Genomic DNA, 9,031 nt, shown 5'->3' with positions numbered 1-9,031 from the left:
GTGACGTATGCTGTGCCATGCTCGAATGCCCGTCCGCCACAAGCCTCGATGAACTGAGTCATGCTGCCAACATATTGTCCAGGGTCCGGCCAACTCCAACGCATCAGTGGATCGGCGGCAAAGCCGAGGACAATTGTCCAGACGGTTCTTGCCCGAACGCTCGCATGCGCCGAGGTGACGCCCGACTCAGCGTTCATGATGCCGCTTTCGAGCGCAGAGCTGTAAATTGAGGACGCAGGACCGATAGACGTGAGCTGGATGGATGTAGATTCATCGAAGGATGAGCCGTCTGCAAGCAGCCGAAAGCACGGTTTGAGATTGCAAGGTGATCTTGTTCCGCTAGATGTCGCTCAGGCAGTCTACGCATGGCAGGATAGTCAGCAACCTGCCAACCCGGGTAGGTGCTGGCATTCCTTCCAAACAATGTCTCCGCCCTAGGGATTACCCGCAGCCCAACATCAATATTGGCGCTACCCGACAGAGCGCCACGCTAACCATCACCATCCGCTGGACCTACTCTCGCTGCCAGGGTGCGACGCGCTTTGTCGATGATGGCCGCATCGAGCTCGACAACAACATCGTCGAACGTTCGATCCGCCTGGTCACGCTCAACCACAAATGCGCTGTTCGAGAACCGAGCTTCGTTACGATGCGGTCGCTTGGCTTCGTCGTGCAGCATCGCGGTGGCGTCGCCTTTCGTTCCCGCATGGTCGAACCGGCGCTATCGAGGGCGTCGGTGGCAGAGTCGCGGCTGGCGCCGGCTCCTCGGCCGCGAGGACCTCAGGCAGCTCCCTTGCTTGTTGAGCGGGTGCGGGCCGCGCCTCCATGATCTCGAGAACCGCGCGTACTTTATCAGTGACACGCCAGCCGCCGTTAATCCGCTCAATGAGTCGTTGGGAGAAGATATCCAAGCCGGGCACGCGGACGGCTAACCGCTTCGTCCGTTCGGCCCAGTCCGGTCCGCTCGTGGCCAGAATCGCCATATCTCGCTTCAGGTCCGCCATGGCGGCGAAGCCGTCTGGATAGCTGACCAGCACCTTGAGAACCGTCACCTGCAAGTTCACTGGCCCACCCGTACCCAGCTTCCGCGAACTTACTCGCTTGATATCTTAGGGGCGTTCGTGACCCTCTGTCGACTCACGCCCTTCATCCCTGGTTCTCGCCGGAGTGCGCGGTGCAAAGATCCTTGCTGGAGATGACAACGGCTGAAGATGCCGCCTCGGATCTCCAGAACATGCACGCGGATGCTGATCTCGTCAGCAATCGACGTCTCAACTGCGTAACTGCCTCTCGCATCGGATGGATGTCGCCTACGTCATGGCGTACTGCATACGGCAGCGGACGACCGGAAACGATGTAGGCCCGTGGTCGAACCTGCGGGGCTCGATGACGCCGAGTGGATCCATCTGGTGAATCAGACCGCAACCGGCTGTCGGAGGATGGGGATGTGGACATCTGGATTGGCCTGCCGGCCGAACAGGATATGAAGACTGGCGAAAGCCGGAACGGACCCTCGCGAATGGTTATTACTTAATTCGTCAAAGCCAGCGTCCTTTCACGAACACTTGTCCGCGGAAGCACGACTTGAAGGGAGGTTGGACCACCGATCTATGAACAACCTGCCTCTGACCGCATGCTGGGCAAAGACGAATTGACCCAGATCAACGCGGCTTAAACGATGGCGTGCTTGCCTGCGAGTCTTTCACAAGGAGCAGCAAATGACGCGACTTTCAGATCAGCTCGCCAACCTGTCGGTACGTGCAAAAGGCGCCGAAAACGCATTCTCAGCCGCAAGAACGGAAGCGCACGACAAGATCGAAGCGCGGAGGGCAGAGGCGCTTTCTGCTGCAAAGATCGCAGTCGAAAAGGTAAACCATCAAACAAGTCTGCCGGAGAATCCGCCACCAGAGATATGAAAGCGCTGCAAGCGAAAATCACTGCCGACGTCAACGCTCTCAAGGCGCATGTAGTCGAAGCAAAGCATGGTCTCAGCGTAAAGCTAGCCGAGACACGCGCCGCGAACTTGGAGTCGGACGCCGGCCTCGCCATCGATTACGCGATCGCATCGGTTGAACAGGCACGACTTGCCGTTGTTGATGCCATCGCCGCCGATGAGGCCAAGCGCGCATAAATGCAGAGAGTAAACTCGTGGACCGACCAGACGCCAAACCCCAGCCCGGATGAGAACCTCCGCCCTAAGCTGAAATGAAATAAGGCCGCCTCAGTTGGCACCCTTTTTCACCTTCATGGGCGGATCGTTGCCTTGATAGACGCTTGCGAGCGCTCCCCGGCCAGGCCAGCTGCGATAAACCAGACCCGATCACCAAGAGCGCGACACGCGCTCCTGATCTCCGCGGTGGATCGATCGCCCGCATAACGATCGAAACGGCTCCGATGTCGTCGACAGATCGCCGGCTCGTACGATTCGCAGAAAGCAGCGTGATTTTCAGAGCGATGCGCGTGCAAAAGCACGAACGCAACACGTTAGTTGTTTATCGAGTCTTGCAGCCTTAAGATCTCAGGCAGGAAGCTTAATCTTCAAAACGCGCCAATAATTGCCGTTAGCCGCGTGCAAGCGGCCAAGCTTCTCGGCATTGATGCGCCTCATATCGCGAACGCTGTGCGTTCTCAAGAGCTGCCATCGCATCAGCCTGGGCAAGCCGTCCGCGTGACGCTGCCTCGGTGAGAGCAGCGGGTCGAGAGCTGGCCAGATCCCAAGCGGCGCCAGCGCCGAAAGTAAGCCACCAATGCCACTTGAATTCGAGTATATAGATCTGCCTCGCAGCCGCCGATTACGCGCGTATAGTTAGCATCAAATAACTGGCTTTGCTCGCGAACTGTTTTTCTCAATTTTGGCGCTCTTGTGAGTCCGAGTGCCGGCCGCATCGGAACGATGCTCGCCAATCTCGCCCCATAGCCGTTCTAGGAGTGCCGCTCGCGCCCTATCGCTCTGTCCGATCGCCGCAATATAGGCGCGCAGAAGGCGTATCACGGCCACACGTACCACCCCGTCCGTGTTGATCTCATCTGCAATATGCGGTTGACTTGTTGCGCCACGCTTAAGCTTCTCCCGGCACCCGCCCTCAATCTGGAGGGCATCGAGCAGCAAGATGATCGCTTGCAAGAACTTGGCGTCGACAGTCTGGTACCGTGGTTGGTCGTGCTGCATTACGCCAAGGCTACTCAACCCGCACTCTCCTCGCCACTACCAGCTCCCGTAGCTCTGGCCTTACCCCAATATGTGGAACGGCCGGCGTGCCAAAAGCGTTTTCAGTTGATTTCACACATCGGAGCGGTGATCTGGCGAACTAGTACCCGGAATCAGAGCTGAGTGATACGGCGGCTTTTGAAGCGGCGTTGGCGGACCTTTTTCTTGGTCCAGACGAAAGGCTCGGCTTTGTCGTTGTACGCGTTGACGTAGGCATCGATGTGTTCCTGAAGTTGCTTGAGGCTTGTGAAGGAGGTGCCGCTGAGTGATTCGACCGGGTGCTGCGCCCGTCCGCCGCCAACAAAACGATCCGCGCCCGCTTCAAATCGCGCTGCAACGCCAAGGCGCGGCCATTGGGCAACTTCAGATACCCTTGCGCTCGCTCCAAGGCCTGAATCGAAGGCTTCTCGTCCACGCAGAGCACGATAGCCTTCTGGGGCGGGGCAACGTAGAGGCCGACAACATCGGCGGCCTTGGCCGTAAAGTTCGGGTCGTTGCTCTCGCACCAGGATTTGCGGCGGCCGCAAGGGTTGCCTGAGCAATCCGGTGGATTGCCAAAAGTCCTCAGCAGCGATTACTGTGGCTCGCAAGAAGCGCCTAGACCTTTGCTCCGGGGGAGCGCAAACTATTTTCACCGAGCTCCTCTATCTACCTCACACTCCAAATCACGGTAGTTTCAGCGCGATTTTCCAGAACACCGATAAAGCTGAAGCAGATCTAGTGGCGGTTAGCGCTCTCAGGGGAGCCGCACTAGCCGCCTGGACCGATCTATGCGACGGCGCCAGCCGGCGTTCCTTGAGGGCATGCGCGCCTCGAAAATGGCGACCAGCAGCAACGGCTCACTTGGAGTGACCCATCACTCCGATCGGGGTGTGCAGGGCGGGTCCAAGAACGTCGCAACACCAGGAGTTTGAGGTTGGGACGACCGTTAAACGGCGCCGATCTCCCTTAGCACGACCCCAATATTGTCGTCTCCGGACGGCCGGAACCAATGAACAGAATAGGTCAGGCGAGTGACTGCCGCGAGGCTAAGCAGTGAATTTGCTGCGCTGAAAGCCGCTTGCTTTAAGGTGTCGCCAGCGACTCTTCCGAAGAGCGAACAGCATGCCACTAGCGATGTTCAGGTCTTCAGCGAAGGCGTCCCGGACGGTACTTTCGTTGATTGAGTCTCGCACTGAGCTATTCAGCTTGTTTTTCGGACAATTTTCTGAATTGCCAGCAATGAGACCACCCGCCGATCGGCGATCTATGTTTGTGCTGCTCCGGTGCGATGGAAGGACCCCACGGTGGCCAACGACGGCATCCGCGCGGCCGCGGCTTCTCATCTGCGTCACAAAACCCGACGCTAAGGCTGTCTGGCCTCTTCGGGCGTCTCCGCGTCGATTTCCGAGCGGCTTAGCGCCCTCCCCGGCGTTTCTGAAAGGTTGTGATTCACACGCGACGGCCCAAGCGATTACGCACGCGTCCCACGAGCTATTGCCAGGCATACTGCTTCTTAAAACAAGACGCCTAATTAATTTGGTGCATCTTCCCCACGACCCCCAACATGCGGGGAACCCAATGCACTCTTTCGATGCCCTCGAAATGATTTGTTCTATGGTCTCGCCATCAAGCGCTCGCCATGTCGAGTTTACTTACCGACCAAGGGGTTTTCGGCGGAGCTCAACATTGTTGCGCGGGTTGGTCGTTCAACCAGGATGACAGAAACAGGCCGCGCAGATCCCAAGCACTCGCTCCAACCATATTCTTCATCATCGCGGACACCTGAACATTTATCAAGATCAACTCCAAAGCGGGCCAGCGCAGCTCATGAGCAGCCAGTGGCCGACGTAATATAGGCGCGCACCACTGCCCCATCCGCATGCTCTCGATCCTCGGATATTGTCAGCGGCGACCACCCTTCTGGCCCATCGACAAACACATGTGTTGCTTGCCCAAGGCACTTTAACTTTATGCGAGCTTCCGCAGTGTCTTGAGTTCGTGGTTCTCAAGTCGTCGGAGCCGCAGGCGGACTAAACGGGCAGGTGACGACTTGTCAGGCTCGGGGCAGATTGACGACGTTCGCCTTAAGCTCCTGGAGCATGTTCGCAATCCCGTCGACGAGCGCGTCGATTTGGTCCTTGTTAACAATCAGAGGTGGGCACATTACCAACGCATCGCCAACATTCCGCATAATGATTCCTCGCTCGTGCATCAACCGGCACGCGATCGCGCCGATCTCGCCCGGAGTGGCAGCGGCGACGTTCTCCTCCTTGTCCACCACCAGCTCGATCGCTGCCATAAGGCCAATGCCGCGGACTTCGCCAACGACCGGATGGTCGGCGAGGCCGCGCAGCCGTTCCTGCATGTAGCCGCCGATGCGGCTGGCGTTCGCAATCAGCTCCCGCTCGTCGATGACTTTGAGGTTTTCAATTGCAATGGCGGCTCCGACCGGGTGACCACCACCTGTGAAACCGTGGGCCAGCACTCCAATCTTATTGCTCTCTTCCGCGATTGGACCGAACATGCAATCATTCATAATGATTGCAGACAGCGGAAAATAGCTGGACGTGAGCTGCTTTGACACTACCATGACATCTGGCGTGATGTCATAGGTTTCGCAGCCGAACATTTTTCCCGTCCTGCCAAAGCCGCAAATTACCTCATCGGCGACCAAAAGAATACGATGCCGTTTTAGTACCTTTTGTATTTTCTCCCAGTAGGTCGGCGGCGGAACGATTACGCCACCCGCGCCCATTACAGGTTCGGCGAAGAAGGCTGCAATGGTATCAGGACCTTCTTGCTGAATCTGCGACTCGAGCTCCTCGGCCCGACGCGTCGCAAACGTCTCCTCTGATTCGCCAGGAAGACTGTCTTTGTAGAAATGAGGGGCGCCCGCGTGCAGAATGTTCGGCAGCGGCAGATCGAAGGAGCGATGGTTCTCGGGCAGCCCGGTCAGGCTTGCCGCAGCGATCGTGACCCCGTGATAGCCACGCAAACGGCTAATCACTTTCTTACGCTGAGGCTGGCCCACGGCATTCGAGCGATAGGCGATCAGTTTCAGCACGGTGTCGTTCGCCTCCGAGCCGGAGTTTGTGAAAAATACCTTGCTCATAGGCACCGGGGACATCCTGACGAGCTTCTCGGCGAGCTCGATGGCGGGCCCATTCGATCGTGATGCGAAGGTATGATAGAACGGCAGGACTTGCATCTGACGATGCGCGGCTTCGATGAGCCGTTTCTCACTGAAGCCGAGTCCCGCACTCCAGAGACCGGCCATGGCATCGAGATAGCGGATACCGGCCGCGTCGAAGACATAGGGACCTTCGCCGCGTTCAATTATTATTGGACCAGCTTCTTGATGCGACCGTGCGTTAGTATAGGCGTGAAGCTGATAAGCCGCATCTCGGGCTTCTTGAGAATTGTATTGCACGGTCGACGTCATGGCATCCGTCCAACAGTTGCACTCGGGAAACATGATCGAGCGACAATATGACCAACTTTTTTCAGTAGTGCGAGCGAGTACCAACTTCCGGTGTTTGCTTGAGCATCTCCTGGATCCCTCTCCCTCGGCGAGGGCAGGCAAACGCCGACGTGAATGACAATTCGAACCTTCGTTCGGGCGACGGTTGTTAGCACTGCCACCAACTTCTGCCTCGCACCCGGAGCCAAGCCCGTCGGGACAATCATCGCAGCGGCGCCATCGGCGAGGCAACCAGTTCTGTGCGCAGTTCTATTAACGCGTTTCCTGTACGCCATTCATGCTATCTTTCGTCTAGTCTCCGCACCGGGCGAGTCGTACGGCGATGCGCGACCTAGGAAGCCTGACAGGCTAATCAGATTCATCCAGTTGGGCACCTACCAACGTTTATAGGCTCCTCCTTCGTACACTGTAGCATCTGAGGACAGATTGCTTTGTGTATCCGACTTGGTGCGCCTGCCAACCCCTCCACCAGAGCAATCCGTTCGCGGAGGTAGACACTATCGGCTGATGACGACACGGCCACACTCGCGGCGCGGATGGCGCCGTCTGAGATCGCCTCACCTGCCGTCGGCGCGGGATCCGGCGCAGCGCTCCAGGTATTTAGTTCCGAATTGATGTGGCTTGCAGTGTCTCAAGCGGCCAGGTTCGTCCGCCCAGGCGGTGCAAAGCGGTTCGTTGGGTGTGATGCCGCGGGGTCAAGTTGTCGGCTTCCAGAAACACGGCGAGGTATTTCTTGAGCTGCTTGTGTGAGTGATATCGGCGTACGGTGGCTTCCTCGGGGGCTTCGGTTCATGCGTTCAACTTGACGATTGGTCACTGGTGATTGGCTTGGTGAGACGATGTTCGATTCCACGTGGTCGGCAAACGCGCTGAAATTTATGCAGCTTGTATCGCGCGGTCGGCCCGCGCCACGGTCACGCTCGCGGTCCGAGTTGCAATACGGCGCTCGACGGCTCCGCTCCAAGAGTTAGCCGCCCGGCAGGGTCTAAAGCAGAGGACGGTCGCCAAGTGGCGCAAGCGAGCGTTCGTCCACGATGCGAAGATGGGCCCGCAATGCCTTCCATGTGTGAATCGGTCGTCCTTGCACCGCAGCCTTCTGTCGAAAGTCGCGGCGATTCCACGACAACGCCCGATTCGAACATACGCCGGTTTCTACAAGGGCGAGGTGATCCATCGGCGCGGACCGTTGCGCAGCTTCGACGCCGTCGAATTCGGAGCATTGGAGTGAGTGGACCGGTTAGCAGCCGACGCCTCTTGGTGCGCATCGACAACATACCGACGGACGACTCCGAGCAACGCAACTACGCCCTGCTGGAACAGCGCCCGTCGGTCCATAGCTAAACGAAATGGACTCCGGCGACCAAAGGGAGGTGCAGGCCACGCTTCTGCGCCTCAACAGACAGGCCTGGCCGAGTTCGAAAGCTAGCAAATCGAGCACGCAAGCTACGACAAGCTATCACGAAGCCGATCGTGCCGGGTGCCGCTCTGCCAACCATAACATGTTTACGGCGAGACCTGGCTCGCCTAGAGCTTTTGCTCAACGGAAACCGAATTTGGGCGGCTTGTTAATCCTAGAGTTTCAAACCCCAGTTTCGGTAGTTGAAGAACAGCGCAACGTCATCTTGAACTATCTCTTCCCGGTTCAAGAACTCGAGCTGACCTGCATTGCTCGTTTAGCAATCATGACTGGCGGACCCTGCCCGCTGTCGTGCGATGTTTCTTTTGGAAATGATTTTGCGACCACACAAGAAACGCTCGACCACACGCGGCACAAACCGCTCGCCGTCGACTCTGAAGATATGGTCTGCAATCTCGGCAAACGTCATGTTAGGCGTAGTCTCGACCAAAGAGAGGATCTCCGCAGCATAGCCCTCAATCCGAGCTGAACGCCGGTTGCTGACCAGCGCGATCGCTGTCGATGGCGCCACCCCGAAACGGCTGGCAGCGCCCCGGCAGCTCATCCCTTCCTCTTGCACCGCCATAATAATGCGAAGGCGAAGGTCCGGCGAGAGTGGTTTAATGATGCGGCCTGCCCTCCATCACCACCCCTCCGGATGAATTACGATCTGGCTCGCGAGCCAATGCTTTCCGCTCCATCGGTAGAAAACGTGCTCTACAGTGCGGACTCAAATGGTCCAGCTCGTACTCTCGACCTAACAGACGTTTTCAGCGTCGACACGCAAGGGCCGATCTGAGTTGGAGTTCTTAAAACTCGCCTTCCTACTAGACCCAGTGACCTGCCGCTGAACTTTCATCCATTGGCGATTAGAGTCTCGGCGGATGTTGAAGTGCTCCCCAAAACTAGGCCAGCTGATGCTGGAATTTTCCGGGGTTTAGCTCATGCCGGCGGGGGCGCCGAT

6 protein-coding genes and 3 pseudogenes are annotated in these 9,031 nt (G+C 57.7%); 4 read left to right on the top strand and 5 right to left on the bottom strand.

The window, feature by feature from the left end; genetic code table 11:
- Positions 1-197, bottom strand: a pseudogene (locus AC0L3P_RS38550) (GNAT family N-acetyltransferase); the annotation flags it as partial.
- Between the two features lie 146 nt (positions 198-343).
- On the opposite strand from AC0L3P_RS38550, the pseudogene AC0L3P_RS38545 reads away from it, so the two are divergent.
- Positions 344-613: pseudogene (locus AC0L3P_RS38545) on the top strand (IS66 family transposase); the annotation flags it as partial.
- A gap of 31 nt (positions 614-644) precedes the next feature.
- Here AC0L3P_RS38545 and AC0L3P_RS38540 read toward each other — a convergent pair.
- A complete protein-coding gene (locus AC0L3P_RS38540; protein WP_473309249.1) occupies positions 645-1,064 on the bottom strand; it encodes a hypothetical protein in 420 nt (139 codons plus the stop codon).
- Between the two features lie 654 nt (positions 1,065-1,718).
- Between AC0L3P_RS38540 and AC0L3P_RS38535 the strand changes: the two genes are divergently transcribed.
- A complete protein-coding gene (locus AC0L3P_RS38535; RefSeq protein WP_473309248.1) occupies positions 1,719-1,916 on the top strand; it encodes a hypothetical protein in 198 nt (65 codons plus the stop codon).
- Positions 1,913-2,131 carry a hypothetical protein gene (locus AC0L3P_RS38530; protein WP_473309247.1) on the top strand — a complete coding sequence of 73 codons (219 nt, stop codon included), beginning with the start codon at positions 1,913-1,915 and terminating at the stop codon, positions 2,129-2,131. The genes AC0L3P_RS38535 and AC0L3P_RS38530 overlap by 4 nt, the downstream gene beginning before the upstream one ends.
- Positions 2,132-2,812: 681 nt before the next feature.
- On the opposite strand, the gene AC0L3P_RS38525 is transcribed toward AC0L3P_RS38530, so the two are convergent.
- From AC0L3P_RS38525 to AC0L3P_RS38515, 3 genes and pseudogenes are all read right to left on the bottom strand, one after another.
- On the bottom strand, positions 2,813-3,187 hold the full coding sequence (locus AC0L3P_RS38525) for a hypothetical protein (RefSeq protein WP_473309246.1): 375 nt from the start codon (positions 3,185-3,187) through the stop codon (positions 2,813-2,815).
- A 134-nt stretch (positions 3,188-3,321) separates the two neighbouring features.
- Positions 3,322-3,725: pseudogene (locus AC0L3P_RS38520) on the bottom strand (hypothetical protein); the annotation flags it as partial.
- Between the two features lie 1,518 nt (positions 3,726-5,243).
- A complete protein-coding gene (locus tag AC0L3P_RS38515) occupies positions 5,244-6,632 on the bottom strand; it encodes an aspartate aminotransferase family protein (protein WP_473309245.1) in 1,389 nt (462 codons plus the stop codon).
- A gap of 1,385 nt (positions 6,633-8,017) precedes the next feature.
- Here AC0L3P_RS38515 and AC0L3P_RS38510 point away from each other — a divergent pair.
- Entirely contained in the window at positions 8,018-8,557 is a 540-nt protein-coding gene (locus AC0L3P_RS38510) for a hypothetical protein (protein WP_473309243.1), read from the top strand.
- Positions 8,558-9,031 lie beyond the last annotated feature (474 nt).

The organism is Bradyrhizobium sp. WSM4874, from assembly GCF_055811835.1.
Note: the sequence above shows the minus strand (reverse complement) of the source record. Positions and strands in the feature narration are given on the sequence as shown.

What these genes read in the sequence shown, in the direction of transcription:
- AC0L3P_RS38510 (WP_473309243.1), top strand. Translation starts at nt 8,018, where the DNA reads ATGGACTCCGGCGACCAAAGGGAGGTGCAGGCCACGCTTCTGCGCCTC.
- AC0L3P_RS38530 (WP_473309247.1), top strand. Translation starts at nt 1,913, where the DNA reads ATGAAAGCGCTGCAAGCGAAAATCACTGCCGACGTCAACGCTCTCAAG.
- AC0L3P_RS38515 (WP_473309245.1), bottom strand. Translation starts at nt 6,632, where the DNA reads ATGACGTCGACCGTGCAATACAATTCTCAAGAAGCCCGAGATGCGGCT.
- AC0L3P_RS38535 (WP_473309248.1), top strand. Translation starts at nt 1,719, where the DNA reads ATGACGCGACTTTCAGATCAGCTCGCCAACCTGTCGGTACGTGCAAAA.